The organism is Priestia sp. TSO9, from assembly GCF_021029645.1.
Lineage (GTDB): Bacteria > Bacillota > Bacilli > Bacillales > Bacillaceae_H > Priestia > Priestia megaterium_E.
On sequence record NZ_JAJEKD010000009.1, the window covers coordinates 27,532 to 48,178 of the forward strand.

Annotated in this window: 17 protein-coding genes; 12 read left to right on the top strand and 5 right to left on the bottom strand. The window is 38.7% G+C overall.

The annotated features are described in order from the left end of the window. Positions 1-252 precede the first annotated feature (252 nt). The 11 genes from LJC66_RS03010 (at position 253) to LJC66_RS03060 (ending at position 15,222) form a co-directional block, all read left to right on the top strand. Positions 253-1,785 (top strand): phytoene desaturase family protein, encoded by a 1,533-nt coding sequence (locus LJC66_RS03010; protein WP_050691094.1) that lies wholly within the window; start codon positions 253-255, stop codon positions 1,783-1,785. Continuing rightward, the gene (locus LJC66_RS03015; RefSeq protein ID WP_230931770.1) at positions 1,782-3,239 is read left to right on the top strand and encodes a phytoene desaturase family protein; all 1,458 of its coding nucleotides are present in this window, start codon (positions 1,782-1,784) and stop codon (positions 3,237-3,239) included. Before LJC66_RS03010 ends, LJC66_RS03015 begins: the two co-directional genes overlap by 4 nt. Before the next feature lie 58 nt (positions 3,240-3,297). Continuing rightward, positions 3,298-4,146: a phytoene/squalene synthase family protein gene (locus tag LJC66_RS03020; RefSeq protein WP_016763013.1), complete on the top strand. Its 849-nt coding sequence runs from the start codon at positions 3,298-3,300 to the stop codon at positions 4,144-4,146. A 192-nt stretch (positions 4,147-4,338) separates the two neighbouring features. Then, positions 4,339-4,680 carry a P-II family nitrogen regulator gene (locus LJC66_RS03025; protein ID WP_025749925.1) on the top strand — a complete coding sequence of 114 codons (342 nt, stop codon included), beginning with the start codon at positions 4,339-4,341 and terminating at the stop codon, positions 4,678-4,680. A 37-nt stretch (positions 4,681-4,717) separates the two neighbouring features. After that, positions 4,718-6,118, top strand: a complete 1,401-nt coding sequence (locus tag LJC66_RS03030; protein WP_050691053.1) for an ammonium transporter — start codon at positions 4,718-4,720, stop codon at positions 6,116-6,118. A 149-nt stretch (positions 6,119-6,267) separates the two neighbouring features. Beyond that, entirely contained in the window at positions 6,268-7,782 is a 1,515-nt protein-coding gene (locus LJC66_RS03035; RefSeq protein WP_230931771.1) for an alpha-amylase family glycosyl hydrolase, read from the top strand. 58 nt (positions 7,783-7,840) lie between these two features. Continuing rightward, a complete protein-coding gene (locus LJC66_RS03040) occupies positions 7,841-8,875 on the top strand; it encodes a LacI family DNA-binding transcriptional regulator (RefSeq protein ID WP_195695386.1) in 1,035 nt (344 codons plus the stop codon). Between the two features lie 345 nt (positions 8,876-9,220). Then, on the top strand, positions 9,221-10,768 hold the full coding sequence (gene pruA, locus LJC66_RS03045; protein WP_195695385.1) for an L-glutamate gamma-semialdehyde dehydrogenase: 1,548 nt from the start codon (positions 9,221-9,223) through the stop codon (positions 10,766-10,768). A gap of 23 nt (positions 10,769-10,791) precedes the next feature. Continuing rightward, the gene (locus LJC66_RS03050) at positions 10,792-11,997 is read left to right on the top strand and encodes an ornithine--oxo-acid transaminase (RefSeq protein ID WP_230931772.1); all 1,206 of its coding nucleotides are present in this window, start codon (positions 10,792-10,794) and stop codon (positions 11,995-11,997) included. A 103-nt stretch (positions 11,998-12,100) separates the two neighbouring features. Next, positions 12,101-13,780, top strand: a complete 1,680-nt coding sequence (locus tag LJC66_RS03055) for a M20/M25/M40 family metallo-hydrolase (protein WP_230931773.1) — start codon at positions 12,101-12,103, stop codon at positions 13,778-13,780. Positions 13,781-13,803: 23 nt separating this feature from the next. Beyond that, positions 13,804-15,222, top strand: a complete 1,419-nt coding sequence (locus LJC66_RS03060; protein WP_028407441.1) for an amino acid permease — start codon at positions 13,804-13,806, stop codon at positions 15,220-15,222. 29 nt (positions 15,223-15,251) lie between these two features. Here LJC66_RS03060 and LJC66_RS03065 read toward each other — a convergent pair whose 3' ends face one another. The 3 genes from LJC66_RS03065 to LJC66_RS03075 form a co-directional block, all read right to left on the bottom strand. Next, positions 15,252-16,664 carry a sigma-54 interaction domain-containing protein gene (locus LJC66_RS03065; RefSeq protein ID WP_195695383.1) on the bottom strand — a complete coding sequence of 471 codons (1,413 nt, stop codon included), beginning with the start codon at positions 16,662-16,664 and terminating at the stop codon, positions 15,252-15,254. A 104-nt stretch (positions 16,665-16,768) separates the two neighbouring features. Continuing rightward, a complete protein-coding gene (locus tag LJC66_RS03070) occupies positions 16,769-17,632 on the bottom strand; it encodes an SDR family oxidoreductase (protein ID WP_230931774.1) in 864 nt (287 codons plus the stop codon). 140 nt (positions 17,633-17,772) lie between these two features. Further along, positions 17,773-18,264: a YajQ family cyclic di-GMP-binding protein gene (locus tag LJC66_RS03075; RefSeq protein ID WP_013055376.1), complete on the bottom strand. Its 492-nt coding sequence runs from the start codon at positions 18,262-18,264 to the stop codon at positions 17,773-17,775. Between the two features lie 255 nt (positions 18,265-18,519). Here LJC66_RS03075 and LJC66_RS03080 point away from each other — a divergent pair, with 255 nt between their 5' ends. After that, positions 18,520-19,383, top strand: coding sequence for a CvfB family protein (locus LJC66_RS03080; RefSeq protein ID WP_116515080.1), 864 nt, complete (start codon positions 18,520-18,522; stop codon positions 19,381-19,383). Positions 19,384-19,417: 34 nt separating this feature from the next. Here the strand turns inward: LJC66_RS03080 and LJC66_RS03085 are convergent, their stop codons facing one another. Then, positions 19,418-19,549 (bottom strand): DUF3941 domain-containing protein, encoded by a 132-nt coding sequence (locus LJC66_RS03085; protein WP_013055378.1) that lies wholly within the window; start codon positions 19,547-19,549, stop codon positions 19,418-19,420. Positions 19,550-19,601: 52 nt separating this feature from the next. Then, positions 19,602-20,462 carry a DegV family protein gene (locus tag LJC66_RS03090; RefSeq protein ID WP_195695381.1) on the bottom strand — a complete coding sequence of 287 codons (861 nt, stop codon included), beginning with the start codon at positions 20,460-20,462 and terminating at the stop codon, positions 19,602-19,604. Positions 20,463-20,647: the final 185 nt, after the last annotated feature.

A 20,647-nucleotide genomic window follows, 5' to 3' on the forward strand; every position in this document is an offset into this window, starting at 1 on the left:
CGTTTAACTAGAGAAGAAGACCGCAGTCTATTTTTGTATAACTTTACATAGATATAAAATAAAAGCTTGAGAGCACCGAATAAAGGGAAAGTGTACTGAAACCCTGGAAAAATGGTACAAACGTCATATTTTAATGGTTTAGTTATTGGTAATTTTGTGATTCGAATAAAGACAAGCAGTTTATCGTTGTGTTTAATAATAAAGCTTTGTATAATGTTTGTATAACTATTGTATAGGATTAGGAGTGTATGTATGCAAAAAAACGTAATCGTGATTGGAGCAGGTCCAGGAGGACTAGCGGCAGCGATGCTGTTAGCAAGTCATGGCTATAAAGTAGATGTATATGAAAAGCAAGGATACGTGGGCGGGCGAAATTCAGCGATTAAAATGTCGGGTTATACGTTTGATATGGGTCCTACATTTTTGAGCATGCCACAGATTTTTGAAGAATTATTTCAAGCTGCTAATCGCAATGCGCATGATTATATGGACTTAAAACGTCTAAATCTCATGTATGAGCTTATTTTCGATGATGCGCAGATTCAGATGACGGATAATCATAAAAAGATGAAAGAAGAAATCGAACGTTTATACCCAGGAAACGGAGAAGGCTATGAACGCTTTATGAAAGACACCGAAGCAAAGATGGCGGCTTTGCTGCCTTTATTGCAGGGCGAGATGGATCGTTTTCATCACTATTTAAAGCCTGAAGCAATTCGAGCACTGCCGCATTTATCCTTAGGTAAAACGCTCTATGATGTACTTGGCAAGTATTTCACTGATGAGAAATTGAAATTAGCTTTTACTTTTCAATCGAAGTACTTGGGAATGTCCCCTTGGGAATGTCCAGGAGCCTTTTCTATTTTATCGTTTATGGAACACGCTTACGGTATCTTCCATCCGATAGGAGGAGTAAACCAACTATCTCAAGCAATGGCAAAAGTAGTGGAAGAACATCAAGGGCACATCCACTTAAACCAAGGTGTCCAAAAACTATGGATTGAAAATAAGAGAGTAAAAGGAATTATTCTAGAAAATGGAGAGCGAATAGGGGCAGACGACGTCATTATCAATGGAGATTTTGCTCATGCCATGACGAATTTAATAGATGAAGGTACCCTTAAAAAATATGCAGTTGAAAAACTTGAAAAGAAAAAATACTCTTGTTCTACTTTCATGATTTATCTAGGCATAGACAAACAGTACAAAGACCTGCCTCATCACACGATTGTGTTCGCTGAAGATTATAAAAAAAATGTAGAAGAAATTACGAAAACGCTAGCTCTTTCAGAAGACCCTTCTATCTACATTCAAAACCCTGTGGTAACGGACCCAACTTTAGCACCGGAAGGAAAGTCTGCTCTTTATATTTTAGCGCCGGTTCCAAATAATTTCAGCGGTGTAAACTGGGATGAAAAACAAAAAGATTTTCGGGATGCAGTATTAAAAATTGTAGAAAAGAAAACGGGTTTCAAAGATTTAGAGAGTCATATTGAAGTTGAAAAAATCATTTCACCAAAGCAGTGGGAAGAAGACGTGCTGGTCTATAAAGGAGCGACATTTAACCTTGGACATCAGCTCACTCAAATGATGGTGCTGCGTCCGCATAATAAATTTGAAGAATTAGAAAACTGCTGGCTAGTTGGAGGAGGAACTCATCCAGGAAGCGGTCTACCAACTATTCTGGAATCATCTCGCATTACGACAAAGCTCATCTTAAAAAGAGACGGACAATTACTGAATGAGCCGTTTAAAACCATGAAGGAAATGGAGAGTGCATTATGAGAACAGCAATTGTTGGAGGCGGCATAGGCGGTTTGATTACCGCTTTGTTATTAAGCAAACGAGGATTTTCTGTTGATATTTTCGAAAAAGAAAACAAGCTTGGCGGCCGGCTGGCGTTTGTAGAAAAAGACGGTTATAAAATTGATGAAGGTCCCACGATTGTCTTACTGCCTTTAATGCTTGAACGTATTTTAGATGAAGCAGGCATTTCTGCTTCTCAATATGAACTAATACGCTGTGATCCACTTTATGATATTCATTTTCCAGACGGTACGACCTATACAAAAAAAGCGACTGAAAAAGATCAGTTAGAGGAAATTAGCCGTTTGTTTCCAGGCGAAGAGCAAAACTACCGGCGTTTTATGACTGAATTAAAAAAGCGATTTGAATTAGGAAGTAAGGCATTTTTGGAAAAAACATTTGTAAATAAACGAGATTTTTGGACATGGCAAAACATCAAGGCATTAAAAAAAATGAATGCAAATAAATCAATGAGAAAATTTGTTTCAACGTATTTCCATGATGAACGTCTAGTAGATGCCTATTCCCTGCAATCTCTCTATATTGGAGGAAATCCTTATTCGGCGCCCGCTATTTATTCCCTTGTTCCTTACAGTGAGCATGCTCATGGCATCTATTACGTAAAAGGCGGATACGCAAGTCTTGTGCCACTTCTTGAAAAGGCGCTGATAGAGCAAGGTGTAAACATTCATTTGAATAAGGCGGTTCAAGAGCTTTCTATAACAGGAGACAAAACGGAAGGGGTTATTGTTGACGAACAACTTTATCCATTTGATCAAGTTGTTTTAAATGGCGACTTTCCTAATATGGCGAAAATTGCTCGAAAAAAAGAAAAGAAGTATGTGCCTTCGTCCAGCTGTCTGCTGCTTTATCTTGGTTTGAAGAGAAAATATGATCATCACAATGTGCATCAATACTTTATGGGCAATGATTTAGCTAAACATATGGAAGCAGTGTTTAAGCATAAAACGATTCCTGAAGATCCCGCTATTTATACATTTAATCCCTCTGTTATTGATCCATCGTTAGCCCCTGAAGGGAAAAGTGTGCTATATGCACTTATACCGGTTCCATCAGGTGGCCACATTGATTGGAGCAATCAGCAAGATTTTGTTGATGGAATTATTCGAACTTTAGAAGAAAAAGGGTTTGAAGAGCTTCGTAAAGAAATAGAGTGGGTAAAAGTACGCACGCCAAATGATGCTCAAGCATTTGGACTTTACGAAGGAGGAAGCTTTGGTATTGCTCCTGAGCTGTTTCAATCAGGCGTATTCAGACCTCAGTACCAGCCGTACGAATATAAAAATGTTTTTGCGGTCGGAGCATCTATTCATCCAGGCGGAGGCGTGCCCATTGTTATGCAAGGAGCAAAAATGTTAGCTGATCATCTTATTGAACAATCATCTGTTCAAGCGGTTGCAAAGCTTTCTTAAGATCTTGTAAGCCATAAGGAAATGATGGTTTATCCTTTAATAGAGAAAGGGGTCCTATATGATGAACATTTCGTTAGACAAAGCGTACAATCAGTGTGAAGAAATTATTAAAGAAAACTCAAAAACGTTTTACAAAGCTTTTTCCATGCTGCCGTCAAAACAAAGAAAGGCAGTATGGGCAGTATATGCATTTTGCCGTCAAGTCGATGATATTGTAGATGAAGGATGCAACCCTGAAATAGAGCTGCAGCAATTCGAATCAGAATTTGCCCGATTTAAAAATGGAGAACTATTGAACGAAAGCGCCATGTGGGTAGCTCTGCGCAATGTATTTGAACAATATGAGATGAATGTTCAAGCGTTTGATGATATGATTACCGGCCAGAGAATGGATTTAGTAAAAAAAGAATACGATACGCTTGATGAAGTGAAAACATACTCTTATCATGTAGCGAGTACGGTAGGGTTAATGCTTTTACCAATTTTAGCTCCAACTACTCATAAAGAATTAGAAGAAGAAGCAGTTGCATTAGGCATTGCGATGCAGCTGACCAACATTTTAAGAGACGTTGGGGAAGACTTAGAGCGAGGGCGCATTTATTTACCGAAAGACCTTATGAATTCTTACGGATATACGCGCATGCTATTAGAGAACCGGTGGGTCACTTCTGAATTTATAGAGATGTGGGAGCACCTGGCCAAAGAAGCGGAGATGTATTATATAAAAGGACTTCAGTCGATTCATAAATATCCAGTCGCTTCTCGTTTGCCTCTTACAGGAGCGGCGCATTTATACCGAGCGATTCTTGATAAAATTCGAAAAGAAAATTATGACGTATTTACAGAAAAGCACTTTGTCACAAGTCAAGTAAAAAAGAAAATTATGACATCTATTTCTACGGGGTAACGCAAAGGAATTACTTTTCCTTTGCGTTACTTTTTTTTTTTTTTTGAAAAGATATGAAAGCGTTAACTATTATGTAAATAAGAAAAAAGTCTCATTTTTATTACATATTAACTTGAATATTCAGAAAATTACCTATATGATAATATATATAACATTAAATGTTAATAAAACTAACATGGAAGAGGGGTTACGATGAAAAAAGTAGAAGCCATCATTCGTCCAGAAAAATTTCAAGCACTGCGCGTAAAATTAGAGGAAGTAGGAATAAACGGATTAACGGTCTCAGAAGTAGCAGGATGCGGTCAGCAAAAAGGAGAGCAGGGACTGTTCAGGGGACAAAGTTTTGAAATCAAACTAGTACCTAAAGTCAAGGTAGAAATGATTTTAGAAACAGAACAAGTTGATGAAGTCATTAAGATCATTCAATCAATTTGTTCTACGAATCAAATAGGCGACGGAAAGGTTTTTGTATATCCGGTAGAGGATGCTGTCCGAATTAGAACAGGAGAAGCAGGTGTAGAGGCTATTTTATAAAAAGAGAGTGTTCTTTTAATAGAGGGGGAGTTAAGCGTTGAAAAAGAAAATTAGTGCGGCTTTGTTTATTAGTTTGTTGGCAGCAACACGCGTTAATGCGGCTGACCCAACTGTTGAATCAGTCAGCGCATCAATTGACATGATGTGGGTAATGTTTGGGGCAGTACTTGTGTTTTTAATGCACGCAGGGTTTGCGATGGTTGAAACAGGCTTCACTCGTTCGAAAAATTCGCTTAATATCTTAATGAAAAATATGCTAACGGTAGCTGTGTCTTCCGTCTTGTATTTTGTGGTTGGTTTTGCGCTTATGTTTGGAAATTCTAAAGGAGGATTTATCGGTTCGAGCGGTTTCTTTTTAAATGGAGAAAGCGATCAAATGAGCTTTTTTGTCTTTCAAATTGTTTTCGCAGCAACATGCGCTACGATTATTTCAGGAGCGGTAGCAGAACGTATGAAATTATCGAGCTATATGATGCTCACAATTGCTATGGTAGCTGTTATTTATCCAGTTGTAGGTCACTGGGTGTGGGGAGGAGGATGGTTGTCTAAACTAGGCTTCGTAGATTTTGCAGGGTCGACAGTTGTTCATTTGACTGGAGCTCTTGGTGCGGCTGTAGCAGTTACTTTTCTAGGAGCACGTCTTGGAAAGTATGGAAGCGATGGAAAAGTCAATGCTATTCAAGGACATAATATTCCGCTTGGCGCATTAGGTGTATTTATCCTCTGGTTTGGCTGGTTTGGATTTAATGGAGGAAGTACATTAGCAGCGGATCCTGCCCTTGTACCAGGAATCATCGCAACTACATTAATGTCTGGGTCATGTGGAGTCCTGTCTTCTGCTTTATATACAAAGTTTCGCTACAAACGTATTGACGCTAGCTTAACATTAAACGGTGCTTTAGCTGGACTTGTAGGAATTACAGCTGGAACAGCAAACGTATCGATTCCAGGTGCAATCGTCATTGGGCTAATTGCAGGAATTATTCTAGTAGAAGCTGTGCATTTTATCGATAGCAAAATGAAGTTAGATGATCCAGTTGGTGCTATTACTGTTCATGGAATTTGCGGTATTTGGGGGACGTTAGCAGTGGGGCTGTTTGATACGGCTAATGGTTTATTTTATGGCGGAGGCGTACAGCTATTAGGTATTCAAGCTCTTGGAATCATAGCTGTGATGGGCTGGACAATTGGAACGGTTGGGTTATTCTTATTTGTTCTCACGCGTTTTTCTTCTATTCGAGTATCAAGCGAAGAAGAAATTGCTGGTTTAGATTTTGCTGAACACGGTTCATCCGCATACGAATTTCGTGAAAGTTTCGTAGCGACAGGAGATGGTAACCTTCATCCTGAATTTGGTGTTGGATTGATTGATCGATTAAATAAAGTTGGTAAAGTATCGGATAAACCTCATATCTCGAACGTAAATGAGACGGTATAGCAGTATATAGATGAAAAAAAGTGATTAAAAGTAAAAACTTTTAATCACTTTTTTTGTTTTTATCAACTTATTTAACAATAATGTAAGCGTTAACGTTATAATGGAAACAAAAGTGAGTTTGAAACAGTTCGTCTATAGGAGGGGAATAGATGAAATGGAAAACGATAAGTATGCTGCTTATACTATTATTGCTTTTTGGAAGCAGTGCCTCAGCGCAAGATCATAAAGATATACGTGATGAGGTAATATACTCATTGATGATCAACCGTTTTTATAACGGAAGTGAACAGAATGATCGAAATGTTAACTATGAACGTTCAGATGCCTATTATGGAGGCGATTTACAGGGAGTAGCACAAAAGTTAGACTATATTCAAGAGATGGGATTTACCGCTGTTTTATTAACTCCTTTTATGGAAAATGATGAGACAGGCTATCATGGATATGCGGTGACCAACCATTATAAAATAGACGATCATTTTGGAACGTTAAAAGACTTACAAAATCTTGTGAAGAAAGCACATGAGCGCAATATAAAAATTATGGTCGAATTTCCGTTGACAATCAGTAACAATCATTCCTGGGCAGCAGATAAAGAAAAAAAAACATGGATAAGTAATGAATCTCGTACAGATAACGAAGTAATTAAAGCATTGCCTCACCTTAATTTAAAAGAAAGCGCTGTGCAGAAATACCTTATTAAAAATGCCGCTTGGTGGAGCAAACAAGCAGATATTGACGGATATTACGTTAAAGATATCGATCAAGCTCCTTCTGCATTTATTTCATCCTTTTCTAAGACGCTAAAAAGCATGAATCCTTCTTTTCTATTAATAGGAGAAATAAAAGGGCAACCATTTAAAAAAAATGAACAGGTTGATTCGTTAGGAGTAGATTTGCTTGTAGATAGAACGCTAGCCGAAGCCACTGCTGCTACGTTTAGCGGTACTAATCGTCCGCAGAAAATGTTGTATGACAAGTGGGGGAAAGGAAGTAATCAGCCTTTAGCCAATTTTTTAGATGATGTTCATAGCACACGTTTTACAGCACAAGCATTGAAGAGTGAAAATCATCCTGGAGCCCGAACAAAGCAAGGGCTTTCGTATCTTTATACTTCGCCGAGTGTACCAATCGTTTTTTATGGAACGGAAATTGCGCTGAATGGGGGAAAGGGAGCAGAAAATTATGGGATGATGAATTTTTTAGCTAATCCCGATATTATAGATCATTTAAAAAAACTGGCTGAACTTAGAGCAAAGTCGCCTTCTCTTCGAAAAGGAAGCTTTACCCTTGTGTCTGAGCAAAAAGGTGTGGCTGTATACAAGAGAAGGTATAAGGACGAAACGACGTTTGTTGTGATTAATAATACAAAGGAAACGTCGGACATTAATGTCCCGCTCAAAAAAGTTGGAAAAGAAAATGAACTAAGAGGGTTAATAACGGAAGGAATTATACGACCCGTTGACGATGTATACAACATTTCATTGGAGCCTGAGACCACAAATGTATATAAAGTAGTGAAAAAGTCAGGGTTTAATATTGGATATATCGCAGCGGTTGCTGCTGTTTATACGGGATTTGGCATCTTTTTGTACAAAGCATCTTCAAAAAGAAGAAAAGAAAAGAAAATTTCTCAATCACGTAAAAAGGACAGCGCGTCGTAGTTGTCAAATTATAATTGGATAAGTATTAATGAAGAAAACATAATTAAGAGGTGGAATTATGGGTGTAACAATAAAAGATGTGGCAAATTTAGCAAATGTAGCCCCTTCGACGGTATCTCGCGTCATTGCAGACAGCTCAAGAATTAGTGAAAAAACAAAACAGCGCGTGCGATCGGCTATGAAAGAACTTGGTTATCACCCAAATATTATTGCGCGAAGTCTAGCAAATCAAACGACAGAGGCAGTCGGCCTAGTGATGCCGAGCTCAGCAGACAAGGTGTTTCAAAATCCATTCTTTCCCGAAGTGCTAAGAGGAATCAGCACCGGAGCTCACGAGAACAAAAGAGCGATTTATATGTCCACTGGAGAAACGGAAGAAGAGATTTTTGCAGAAGTTGTTCAAATGGTACAGGGAAGACGAGTAGATGGATTAATTTTGCTGTACTCCAAAGTTGATGATCAAGTACTTTCTTATTTGCAAGAACAGAGCGTGCCGTTTGTAGTTATTGGAAAGCCGTTTAAACATAGTGAAAGCATCACGTTTGTTGATAATGATAATTTTAAAGCTGGAAAAGAAGCGACGGAATATTTAATTGAATCTGGGCATGAGCGTATTGCGTTTATTGGCGGAAGTCTTGAATTAGTCGTTACCATTGACCGTTTAACAGGCTATGATAAAGCGATTCAAAAAGCAAACATTCCTTACCGGGACGAGTATGTGATTCATGAAGAATTTCTACAGAAGGGAGGAAAAGAAGCTGTTTGCGAACTTTTATCTCTGAAAGAACGTCCAACGGCTCTAGTAGTAGCAGACGATCTAATGGCATTAGGCGTTTTAAATACATTGGATGAACTGGGAATTTCGGTTCCTGAAGACATTTCGATTGTCAGTTTTAATAATGTTCTGATCGCCGAAATGGCTAGACCTGCTCTCACATCTGTTGATATTAATATTTTTGAACTTGGTTATCAGGCTGTACGCTGCTTGATTAAGCAGATTGAAACGCCATATGCTGTTGCAGAACAAGTGCGCGTTCCTCACAAAATGATTAAAAGACAATCCTGTAAAACCATTCAAATGACGAAGAGATAACTTTATAAACAAATAGAAAGAGGCTGGAACAAAAGTATTGTAGTTGCAGGAAGATCCGAACGAGTTTGATTCTTGATGGAGAATCAAACTTGTTCGGATTTTTTCGTTTTTAGATTGGATTGATTTAGGTATGTCTCAATATATTTTCTGTGCCAAAGATATTGGCATTTAAAGTGCAAAAAAAATATACACATGCCAATTATTTTTTCCTGTATCAAAAAGAAAGAATGATATAAGTGATGAAAACCTTGATGACAAATAGGCTGTAAAGTTTTATTAAAAGTTGGCACGCTATTTGCATAACTATAAAGTAAACAAAGATTTGCATACTAGGAGGTATATATCATGGTAGTTTCTTATTCTCATGAACCATTTACAAATTTTAAGGACGAAAACAATAAAAAGGTATTTCAAGAAGCATTAACATATGTAAATACACAGCTTGGCAAAACGTACCCGCTTGTGATCAACGGTGAAAAAGTGGAAACTGAAGAGAAAATTACGTCTGTTAACCCAGCGAATATAAAAGAAGTGATTGGATATGTCTCGACAGTAAATAAAGATCTAGCAGAGCAAGCGATGCAGTCAGCTTTAAAAGCTTTTGAAACGTGGAAAAAATGGAAAGTAGAACATCGAGCAGATATTCTTTTCCGTGCAGCGGCCATCATCCGTCGCAGAAAGCATGAATTTTCTAGTTATCTTGTAAAAGAAGCAGGAAAGCCTTGGAACGAAGCAGATGCTGATACAGCAGAAGCAATTGATTTTTTAGAGTACTATGCACGTCAAGTCCTGACGTTAAAAGATGGTTCTCCAGTACAGAGTCGAGACGGTGAGTATAATCAGTACAATTATATTCCACTTGGCGTAGGTATTATTATTTCACCCTTTAACTTCCCGTTAGCTATCATGGCTGGAACAGCAGTAGCAGCTATCGTAACAGGCAACACGATTTTATTAAAGCCAGCTGATGCCACTCCTGTAGTAGCAGCGAAATTTGTAGAAGTAATGGAAGAAGCAGGTTTACCGAAAGGCGTATTAAACTTTATTCCGGGTGCTACACCTGAAATCGGTGACTACTTAGTTGAACATCCAAAAACACGCTTTGTTTCATTTACCGGCTCGCGCGCAGTAGGTTGCCGCATTTACGAAAGAGCAGCAAAAGTACAGCCGGGCCAAAAATGGCTAAAACGCGTTATTGCTGAAATGGGCGGAAAAGATACGGTGGTTGTAGACAAAGATGCGGATCTGGATTTAGCTGCTTCTTCAATTGTATACTCTGCATTTGGTTTTGCAGGGCAAAAGTGCTCCGCTGGTTCTCGTGCTGTTGTGCATCAAGATGTGTATGATGAAGTGCTTGAAAAAGCAGTTGCGCTAACCAAAACATTAACCGTTGGAAACCCGGAAGAAGTTTCAACTTATATGGGACCTGTTATTCACGAGGCTTCGTACAATAAAGTATTATCGTATATTGAAATTGGAAAAGAAGAAGGGCGTCTCGTTGCGGGAGGAGAAGCAGACAATTCAACTGGATACTTTATTCAGCCAACTATTTTTGCGGATGTAGATGAAAAAGCTCGTCTCATGCAAGAAGAAATTTTTGGTCCGGTAGTAGCATTCTCTAAAGCGCGAGATTTTGATCATATGATGGAGATTGCAAACAATACAGAATATGCATTAACAGGCGCTTTATTATCAAACAACCGCGAGCATATTGAACGCGCCCGTGAAGAGTTCCATGTTGGAAATCTGTATTTTAACAGAGGATGTACAGGAGCGATTGTTGGTTACCAGCCTTTTGGCGGGTTTAATATGTCAGGAACGGATTCAAAAGCAGGCGGACCGGATTATCTTGTTCTTCACATGCAAGCAAAAACAACATCTGAAACATTCTGATTGGAAAATAAGGAGGAGTAAATATGACAACTGAAACACAAAAAACGGTGAAAATCATTGAGCAAACAGAAAAATTTGGGGCACACAACTATCATCCGCTGCCGATTGTAATTGAAAAGGCAGAAGGCGTATGGGTACACGATCCAGAAAATAATAAATATATGGATATGCTAAGCGCTTATTCCGCTGTTAACCAAGGACATCGTCATTCAAAAATTATTGAAGCATTAAAACGTCAAGCTGATAAAGTAACGTTAACGTCACGAGCGTTTCATAATGATCAGCTTGGTCCATGGTATGAAAAGATTTGTAAATTAACAAATAAAAATATGGCTCTTCCAATGAATACGGGAGCAGAAGCGGTGGAAACAGCCATTAAAGCTGCACGCCGCTGGGCTTACGATGTGAAAGGCGTTGCTGAAAATCAAGCACAAATCATCGCATGTGTGGGCAACTTCCACGGTCGTACAATGACAGCTGTTTCATTATCGTCTGAAGCAGAATATCAACGTGGTTTTGGACCGATGCTTCCGGGGCTTCAAACCATTCCTTATGGTGATTTAGAAGCGTTAAAAGCTGCTATTACACCAAATACAGCCGCATTTTTAATTGAGCCAATTCAAGGTGAAGCAGGTATCGTTTTACCTCCAGAAGGCTTCTTAAAAGCTGCAGCTGACTTATGTAAAGAACATAATGTGCTATTTATTGCTGATGAAATCCAAGTTGGCTTAGCGCGTACAGGCAAAATGTTTGCTTGTGATTGGGAAGGCGTAGAACCAGATATGCTGATTTTAGGTAAAGCGCTTGGAGGAGGAGTTTTCCCTATTTCTTGCGTAGTCGCTAATGAAGACATTTTAAGTGTCTTTAACCCTGGCTCTCATGGTTCAACATTTGGAGGAAACCCGCTTGCTTGTGCCGTATCATTAGCTGCTTTGGAAGTAATTGAAGATGAAGAACTTCCAGCGCGCTCATTAGAATTAGGTTCTTATTTCAAGCAGAAGCTCCAAAGCTTAAGCAATCCAGTTATTAAAGAAGTGCGCGGCCGAGGTCTATTCATCGGGGTAGAATTACACGAAGAAGCTCGTCCTTATTGTGAAAAATTAAAAGACCAAGGTTTGCTTTGTAAAGAAACGCACAGTACGGTTATTCGTTTTGCTCCGCCGCTAACGATTTCAAAAGAAGAGTTAGACTGGGCAATTGAACGAATTGAAAAAGTATTTGCTGAGTAATCGGTTTAAAGTAAATAAAAATAGTACGATATGTATATATCGTACTATTTTTATTCATATGCAGCTAAATAACGTTTTTATTTGATAGGCAGGAGGAATAGAAGTGTATATCCAACTCTCACAGCTAAGCATGGAAGAGCAAGTTGAATGTTTAACAAAAGCGTTAGTGAAAATCAAAAGTATCAATGGGACAATCGGCGAAGTAAAGATTGCTGATTTCATTAAAAACACGCTTCAAAGTTTTCCTTATTTCAAAGAAAATCCCCTTCATGTTTGGGAACAGAAAATTAATGGCGATACGCTAGGTAGAAAAAATGTATTTGCTTTTATTCAAGGCAGCAAAAAAAATGCTCAAACAATGATTTATCACGCTCACTTAGATACGGTTGGCATTGAAGATTTTGGTCCATTAAAAGACATAGCATTAGATCCAGAAGAACTTCAGCGCTATTTCTCTATGCATAACATTAATGAAGATGTACAGCGAGATGCTCGCTCAGGTGAATGGATGTTTGGAAGAGGAGCCGTTGATATGCAAAGTGGAATTGCTGTACATTTAGCCAATGTGCTGCATTTTACTAAGCATCCAAATAAATTAGAAGGAAACGTCCTTTTTATGGTCAACCCAGATGAGGAAAGTCAGCATGCTGGAATTATTTCTGCTGTTTCTGAACTGAACCGTTTGAAAAAAGAAAAAAATCTTTCATATGTAGCAGCGATTAATACCGACTTTATTACACCTCTTTACGATGGAGATTCCACGCGCTATATTTATACAGGAGCCGCTGGGAAACTGCTTCCATGTTTTTATATTTACGGAAGGGAGGTACACGTAGGAGATACGCTTGCTGGTATAGATCCTAATTTGATTGCATCTGAGATTACAGGAAGCATCCATAACAATATTAATCTAGCTGAAAATATTGAAGGAGAGCTGGTACTGCCACCTTCCTGTCTGTATCAACGAGATAATAAAGAGGCTTATAATGTGCAAACTGCTGTAAGTAGTCATTTGTATTTTAACTATTTCATCTATGAACGAACGGCCAAAGAAGTGATGAGTCAATTAATTGGATTATCAATCGAAGCATGTGAAAAAGTGGAGGAAAAACTTTCTGATTATTACGAATTTTTTGTTCGGAGAACGAATTTACCAAAGCGAAACTTGTCTTGGAAAGTAGATGTTGTGAGTTTGGAAGATTACCTGGAAGAATTGGATCAAAAAGAGATAAATGCTCAGGCTTGTATTGAACGAGCTTTTGAACAGTATGCGCATTTAGAACTTAGAACAAGGTGCTTTAAAGTAATTGAAGAACTTCAAAGGTTAGATCCGCATCAAAGTCCGCGCGTAATTGTCTTTTTTGCACCGCCTTACTTGCCTCATAATCACTTGAAGAAAGAAGAAAGCAGAGATCAGCAGCTTCTTTATCCCTTGCAAGCGGCTGTGGAGAAGGTTGGAAAACAGACGGGAGAGACGTTTCAGTTTAAAAAATTTTTCCCCTACCTAGCGGATGGCAGCTTTTTATCTCTTCATGAGACAGATGAGGAAATCGATGCTTTTACACGTAACTTTCCGGGATGGGGGATTGCAGGGGCGATTCCTTTCCGTGAAATTCGAGAATTAAATATTCCGTCCATCAATATGGGGGTATATGGGAAAGACGGACATAAGTGGACAGAGCGAGTGTACAAGCCTTATTCGTTCGCCGTCCTTCCTAAGTTGATTCAAGAAACAACTGTTCAGATGCTAAAAAGTAGTCATGCTTGTACAAACCACATATAAGAAAATGAAGAACGGAGGTACCGATGAATAGACATACAGAACAAAACCAATTACAGAGAACAATGAAAAGCAGACATTTATTTATGATTGCGTTAGGAGGCGTGATTGGAACAGGCCTATTTTTAGGTTCGGGTTTTACTATAAGCCAGGCAGGGCCGGGAGGAGCCATTCTTGCATATATAATAGGCGGCTTCCTCATGTACTTAGTTATGCTTTGTTTAGGAGAGCTAGCGGTAGCAATGCCGGTTTCAGGTTCCTTTCAAGAATACGCTACAAGGTTTTTAGGGCCTTCTACAGGCTTTATGATTGGATGGCTGTACTGGTTCAGCTGGGCAAATACGACAGGGCTTGAATTTACGTCAGCAGGAATTTTAATGCAGAGATGGTTTCCTGATGTACCTATATGGTCATGGTGCTTGATTTTTGGCGTCATTACATTTTTAATTAACGCTCTTTCTGCTCGAAGCTATGCTGAAACTGAGTTTTGGTTTTCGAGTATTAAAGTTACGGCTATTATTCTATTTATTTTAATTGGAGGAGCTGCTGTTTTTGGTTTTATCGATTTCAAGGGAGGAGAATCCGCACCGTTTCTTTCACATTTCACCCAAGGCGCAGGTCTTTTTCCAAATGGAATACTGGCAGTTTTATTGACTTTAGTAACGGTTAACTTTTCGTTTCAAGGAACGGAGCTGGTCGGCATTGCAGCAGGAGAAAGTGAAAGTCCTGAGAAAACGTTGCCGAGATCTATTCGAAACGTCATTTGGAGAACGCTGTTTTTCTTTGTGTTAGCTATGTTTGTTTTAGTCTCTATTCTGCCATACAAAACAGCAGGCGTCATTGAAAGTCCGTTTGTTGCCGTATTAGATCAAATTGGCATTCCATACGCAGCGGATATCATGAACTTTGTCATTTTAACAGCCGTTCTATCAGTGGCGAACTCCGGCGTTTATGCTGCTTCTCGGATGCTTTGGTCACTGTCAAACAGCAATATGGGGCCAAAACCTTTGAAGAAATTATCTTCAAAAGGTGTTCCAATTAACGCATTAATTGTGACAATGATTATTTCAGGGTGCTCGTTGATTACAAGCGTCGTGGCTGCTGAAACCGTATATCTTTGGTTTATTTCAATTTCAGGAATGGTAACCATTATTGTTTGGATGTCCATTTGTGCCTCTCAATTTATGTTCCGCCGTCGTTTTTTAGCGGAAGGAGGAGACATAAAGGAATTGAAATTTAAAACGCCGCTTTATCCGTTCGTTCCTATTCTAGGTTTTTGTTTGTATGGACTGGTATTAATCAGCTTAATTTTTATTCCGGATCAACGAATTGGTCTTTACTGCGGTGTCCCTTTAATCATTGTACTCTACGTGTATTATCACGTAGGAATCAAGAAAAATATTGATCAAAAACAATCGGATTCACCGGTTTATAAAGCAAAATAAAAAAGAAGTGCACTGTGCACTTCTTTTTTTTATTTAGAGCGGATGTTTAATCGTTTCATACGATACTGCAAGCTTTGTCTGGTCAGCCCTAGTATCTTAGCACTTTTTGAGATGTTGTGGCTGTGTTGTTCAAGCGTTTGTTTAATACATTCGGCTTCGAACGATAACAGCTGTTCCTTTAAAGGAAGAGAAGGGTGAAAAGCGCTTGGATAAGAAGGTGCGTCACTGCTTGCTTTATTTTCAAAATGTTCATGCTGCTTTAGCTGGAACTTCGTTCTGTATTGGAAAGGAAGGTGAGAATAGTGAATAACATCTTCGTCCATTACCAAGTTCATTGCACCTTCAATAATGTGTTCTAACTCCCGTACATTCCCTGGCCAGTCATAAGAGAGAAAAGAAGACATGACTTGGTGATCTACGGTTTTTACATTCATCTGAAACAAATCATTGTATTTTTTGATGAAAAACTTTGTTAATTCAATAATATCTTCTTTTCGTTCACGAAGAGGAGGAATAAAAAGTGTCACGACGCCAAGTCGATAATATAAGTCTTTGCGTAATCGGTTTTCTGCAATCGCATCGATTGGATCTTCATTCATGTTCGCGATCACTCGAACGTTAACCGGTTTGTCCACTGTATCCCCAATTCTTCGTACGGTTTTTTCCTGCAGCACTCGAAGAAGCTTAGCCTGAAGATTTGGGTTTAACGAGTTGATTTCATCTAGCAGTAATGTGCCTCCTTGCGCTTGTTCGAAAAGACCGGGATTATCCATTGCACCTGTAAAAGCTCCACGTTTCGTACCGAATAAAAGGCTTTCAATTAAATTATCCGGTAGCGCAGCACAGTTTTGTGAAATAAAAGGAGCAGAAGAGCGGCTGCTGCCATTATGTATGCTTTGAGCAAATAGTTCTTTTCCCGTGCCTGTTTCTCCAATAATTAAGACATAAGAAGGAGTTCTAGTAGCGCGCTTGGCGTCTTCAATCACATCGTGAACCGCTTGACTGTTTCCGATGATGCTATCAAACGTAAAGCGTGTGTTTCCTTTTTGCCTAATGTTTTGCCGGATTAGACGCTCTAGTTTCGTCACGTCCTGAGCAATTTCAACCGCTCCTTGAATGACCCCGTCTTTTAAAATAGGGAAGGTATTATTAATCGTCGTGATTTCTTGTCCTTGATTGTTGAAATATGTTTGCTTGACGTTAACCGTTTCTTTTCCTTTTTGCAGCGCCTGTACAAGCGTGCTTTGCTGATTTTCTTTGAACATAAACACATCTAACAAGTTTTTATGTAAAACGTCTTGTTCATCCATCAGCTCCATCTTTGTCATCTTTTCATTATAAATAATAGTTTTTCCTGTTTCATCGACCGCATGGATACCGGCATCGACTTTATTTAAAATGGTTTCGTATATATGTTTAAGAGTGCTTAATGTATCGGTCATTCAAATACTCTCCTTTAGCGGTGTTCATATCTCTATTTAAACAAAAATAGCTGAATTCTGATAGTGTTTCCACATAAAAATAAATGAATGACCGAAGAGAAATGTTATCCGTTTACAATGGATCCCCCATTAATGTGCAGAACTTGCCCGGACATATAAGAAGAATCAGAGCTTGCCAAGTATACATAGGCCGGTCCGAGCTCAGAAGGCTGTCCTGCTCGTTTCATAGGTGTATTAGACCCAAATGTCGCAACTTGCTGTTCGTCGAACGTAGACGGAATAAGAGGTGTCCAAATGGGTCCCGGAGCTACGCCGTTGACGCGAATGCCTTTTGTTGCGAGCGAAGCTGATAAAGAACGTGTAAAAGCAACGATAGCCCCTTTGGTTGAAGAGTAATCAATCAGCTGATCATGCCCATGGTAAGCTGTCACAGACGTTGTATTAATAATAGCGCTTCCTTGTTTTAAATGAGGCAATGCAGCTTTGGTCAGATGAAAAATTGAAAAAATATTCGTTTGAAACGTACGAGTAAGCTGTTCAGTCGTAATATCCGTAATGCTTTTTTGAGGATGCTGTTCAGCTGCATTATTGACTAAAATGTCTATTTTACCGAAAGTCTGGATGGCCTTTGAGATGACTTCTTGACAAAAATGCTCATCTCCTATGTCACCAGCAAGCAACAAACAAGAAGCTCCCATGCGTTCAACCTGCTTTTTAGTTTCATTTGCATCATCATGTTCATTAAGATAGGTCACAACAACATTTGCGCCTTCTTTCGCGTAATGATAAGCGACAGAACGTCCAATTCCGCTGTCTCCTCCCGTGATAACAGCTACTTTGTTCTGTAATTTTCCGCTTGCCTTATAGTCTGGAGCGATAGAAGTAGGGATTGGATGCATCTCTTTTTCAATACCTGGCTGCGCTTGCTGATGCTGAGGAGGGAAGTTTTGTTTTTGATTTTGATTCATTGGTATACACTCCTTCATTAATATGAGTACGTAAGCGTATACTAGTATTTGTTAAGAAAGTGTATCTATGCATAGGGATAAGATTGGACGAATAGAAAGAGGCGTTAAAAGAAAAAATGAATGCCGAGGGCATTCATTTTTTAGCGGTAATTAATAAATTGTACATCAATAGGTAAATCAGCGCTGCGGATAGCCGAAATAATTTGCTGCAGGTCATCCCTATTTTTACCGCTTACGCGAAGCTGATCATCTTGAATTTGGCTTTTTACTTTTAAACCGGTATTTTTGATAATTGTATTTAGCTTTTTAGCGTTGTCTTTGTCGATACCTTGAATTAGCTTGGCGCGTTGTCTAACCGTTCCTCCAGAAGCATTCTCAATTTTGCCGTATGAGATATTGCGTGTAGGTACACCGCGTTTAATGAGCTTAGAGATCAGTACGTCTTTTAACTGTTCAAGCTTAAATTCATCATCTGAAATAAGAACAAGCTCTTCGTTTTCGAGCGAGATTTCGCTTTTGCTGCCTTTAAAATCGTAGCGGGTTTTAATTTCTTTTGTTGCCATGGTAATGCCGTTCGTTACCTCTGATAAATCGACTTGTGACACAATGTCAAATGAACTATCTTTAGCCATAATAACCTCCATATGTAAAGAGTTTGTTCTTTTATTATAAATAAAACACAAACTGTATACAACTGATATTGAATAGAGAGCCGGTAATTGATACAATACAAGTTATGCTTTTTGTTGTAAGCTATAGAAGCAGCTTTTTTAAACAATGCATGCATTTAAGTTGATTTGAAATTTAAAATGCTGTTCGATGCAAAGTGAGAAGGTATGTGGTGACGGAATAGTCACTACTAATTTATATAAAGGATGGATAGAACGATGAATGTAGAAGCTGGGATGAAAGCGTATTTAACAGTAAACCGTGAAACGCCGATTGGTTATATGTTAGCAGAAGGCGAAGAAGAAATTTTGCTACATAAAAATGAAACAACAAGAGAACTTGCTGAAGGAGAAGAAGTAGAAGTTTTTCTATATCTTGATCAGCACGATCGCTTAACGGCAACGATGCACTTACCTCTTGTTGAAGAAGGAGTCTATGAGTGGGTTGAAGTCGTAGATGTTAATCCAGGTTTAGGCGTGTTTGTAAATATCGGAATGAACAAAGATATGTTAATTGGTTCAACCGACTTACCTGCGCTAGAAGAGCTGTGGCCAGAAGTTGGAAACAAAGTTTACTGTACAATGAAGATTTCAAAGCGCGGTAAGATGTACGGGAAAATTGCTACAGACGATGTCATGAAAGCAATGGCATTGGATGCTCCGCCTGAACTTTTTAATCGTGAAGTGAGCGGATATATCTATCGCGTACTGCGCGTAGGTTCATTTATTATGACAGATGAAGGATATGTTGGATTTATTCATGAAAGCGAGAGACGCAAAGAACCAAAGCTTGGTACGTATGTAACAGGCCGTGTCATTAATGTAAAAGAAGATGGAACGCTAAACGTCTCGCTTCTTCCGCGCAAGCAAGAAAGCATGGATGAAGATGCACAGGTACTATACGATTACATGGAAAGCCGCGGTGGCGTGATGCCATTTTGGGATAAAAGTTATCCAGAAGATATTCGTGAGCGTTTTAATATGAGTAAAGCTGCGTTCAAACGTGCGCTTGGTAAACTGATGAAAGAAGGAAAAGTTTATCAAGAAGAAGGATGGACATATTTTAAAAAAGAAGAAAACTAAAAGGAGAAGCCGCTGAAAATTCAGCGGCTTCTTTTTATAAGTGATCAGTTTTTTTAGAAAATGAATGTTTTCCAAGCTCACGGTTATGCTTAGCTTGCAGATTCTTTTCGTGAAGCTTTGCATTATTATCTTTTGCTTTTTTATCGTTATCGCTCGTTTTTGGCATTGTGATACACCCCTTTTTGGTCGTACCTTTAGAATGCCCTGATCTCTTTAAATTATTCGATGGTTTCGTTCAAAAAGAAGACTGCAATCGTCCCTGGGCCAGAGTGAGAACCTATGGCTGCACCAATAATATTAATAATAAAATGTTGGGTTCCAAAACGTTCTTGAATCATCTCTTTCAGCTGAAGAGCTGTTTCTAAATCATCTCCATGGCTAATTCCAATGGTTTGAGAAGAGAGATTTTTCCCTCGCTCTTCCATTACGTCAAGCATGCGTTTAAATACTTTTTTACGGCCGCGGATTTTTTCGATTGGAATCAATTTTCCATCTTCCACATGAAGCAGCGGCTTAATATTAAGCAGACCTCCTACAAAAGCAGAAGCTTTGCTAACCCGTCCTCCTTGAGCAAGAAAATCTAAGTCATCGACCGTAAAAATATGTTCCATATGCAGCGCGTATTGTTTTATTTTTTCTGTCATCTCTACAAGTGAGAGGTTTTGTTGTAGCAATTGTGCTGCATAATAAGTAACTACTCCCTGGCCAAGAGATGCACATCTCGTATCGATTATCTCTAATTGGAAATCGGGATACTTTTCTAGGAGTTCTTCTCGAATCATCATTGCTGTTTGATATGTACCGGATAATTCTGAAGAAAAAGCTAAATAAACGCACGAATTACCTGATTTAGCTATGTCCTCAAAGACCTCATACATAGTAGTTGGAGCCGCTTGAGATGTTTTTGGCATCTTGCCTTTACGGATGGCTTCGTAGACAGAAGCTGGCTCAATGGTTTGTAGATCTAAAAATTCTTGATTATCCAGGCTTACGCGAAGCGGTAAAAAGCCAACGTTATTTTCTTGAAAAAAGGATAAAGGCAAATCGCTTGCACTATCGGTTAAAAGTTTAATTGACATAAATGTCACCTTCCTAATTGCATTTATAAAATATTAAATGAGTTTGATGTATAAACATTGAGAAGCGTTATATACGACATAGTATTAGTGTATAAGCACTTTGAGGAAAATACAATTTTTGAATAAGTTTTTTTAATTCTGCCAAATCGTACATACTATATGTACTAACTATTTTAAAGATGCTG